This window comes from Nonomuraea sp. MTCD27 (assembly GCF_041950495.1).
Classification (GTDB): domain Bacteria; phylum Actinomycetota; class Actinomycetes; order Streptosporangiales; family Streptosporangiaceae; genus Nonomuraea.
Genome location: NZ_JBGNUW010000064.1, coordinates 1 through 1710 on the forward strand (window position 1 = coordinate 1; position 1710 = coordinate 1710).

1 protein-coding gene is annotated in these 1710 nt (G+C 69.8%); it reads left to right on the plus strand.

What is annotated here, in order from left to right:
- Positions 1-121 precede the first annotated feature (121 nt).
- Entirely contained in the window at positions 122-1549 is a 1428-nt protein-coding gene (locus ACBJ59_RS62710) for an IS1380 family transposase (protein WP_375119383.1), read from the plus strand.
- The last annotated feature ends 161 nt before the right edge of the window (positions 1550-1710 follow it).

Here is a 1710-nt window from a genome sequence, read left to right on the forward strand (position 1 = left end):
TAACCTCAGCTATTCAGCCGGGGCGGTAGCTGTGCTCTAGAACATGAGAAAAGGTGCCCCTGAACTGCAAGGATTCGGGTGTCGAAGCCATATCCGCTGCAGAAGCAGGTGCACCTTTCTGGTGAGTGAGCGTATCGGGTGGGACCGCCGGTTGTCTGTCACCGCGGATGGAAAAGGTCTGGTCGGTCACGCGGGTGCGGTCCTGCTGCACAAGCTCGCCGACCGGGTGGGGCTGACCGCCGCGCTCGGCGGACTGTGGCCGGATGGGCAGAGCGCGACCTGGCGCGACCGCGCGCACGTGCTGGTCAGCCTGGCCACCGCGATCGTGTGCGGCGCGCGCAGCATGCTGGAGGCCGAGCGGCTGCAGGCCCACCAGGCGGCACTGTTCGGAACCGCGCCGTCGGACTCCACCACCCACCGCACGCTGGCCGGCCTGGACGAGCCGATGCTCGCCCGCATCGCCACGACCCGGGCGAAGATACGCCGCCACGTCTGGCAACTCCTGCACCTGCGCCCGGGCGGCTTCCCCTGGCTGGCGGTGGCCGGCAAACGACTGCGCGGCTGGATCGTCATCGACATCGACGCCACCGTCATCACCGCCGCCTCCGACAAGAACGGCGCGGCGGTCACGTTCAAGAAGACGTACGGTTTTCACCCGCTGGCCTGCTGGTGCGCCAACACGCAAGAAGCGCTGGCGATGCTGCTGCGCCCTGGGAACGCAGGCAGTAACACCGTGGCCGACCATCTGCGGGTGCTGCGCGAGGCGCTCGCCCAGATCCCGAACTCCTGCCAGGCCAAGATCTTGGTACGGGTGGACGGCGCGGGCGCCACCCACGACCTGCTGACCCACCTGGAAGGGCTGAACACCGCCCGCCGCACGGTGCGCTACCTGGTCGGCTGGATGATCACCGACCTCGACGAACAAGCCATCGCCCGGCTGCCCGCCACCGCCTGGCAAGAGTCCATCACCCAGGACGGTGACCTGCAGCCCGGCTACCACGTGGCCGAACTGACCGGCCTCAACCAGCGCCATGGCTGGCCCGCGGGCATGCGACTGCTGGTGCGCCGGGTCCGCCCCTCGGCCCGGCACCGCAAGAACCTCACCGCGCTCGAACTGCGGACCGGCTGGAAGTACTCGATCATCGTCACCAACATCGGCCGCATGTGGGGCATCGCCGGCTCCCACCACCCGCAATGGCTGGACGCGCTGGCCCGCGCGCACGCCGTGGTCGAGGACCGGGTCCGCGCCGACAAGGCGATGGGCCTTGCCAACCTGCCCAGCAAGGACTGGACCATCAACGCCGGCTGGATGCTCGCCGCCAACCTCGGCCACGACCTGGACTGCTGGCTGCGCCTGCTGACCCTGCACGACCAGGACGGACTGACCCACGCCGAACCCGACACCATGCGCTACCGGCTCTACCACCTGCCCGCCCGGCTGGCCGCCCACGCCCGCCGCCGCCACCTGCGCCTCGAACGCACCTGGCCCTGGGCCCAAGCCTTCGTCCTGGCCTGGCAGCGCCTCACCGACCTGCCCGCTCTCGCCTGAGAGCCGGACCCGACCGCGACGATCCAGGAAGGAGCCTGCTCCGGGTCCGTGGAACCCGGCGCCCCCGCAGCGTCATGCGACGGCCCGCCCCAACCGCGTCGGGGACATTACGGGCAAATCGCGGAGCCACTCACACAGCACCGCCCGCTGAAGAATCGAGG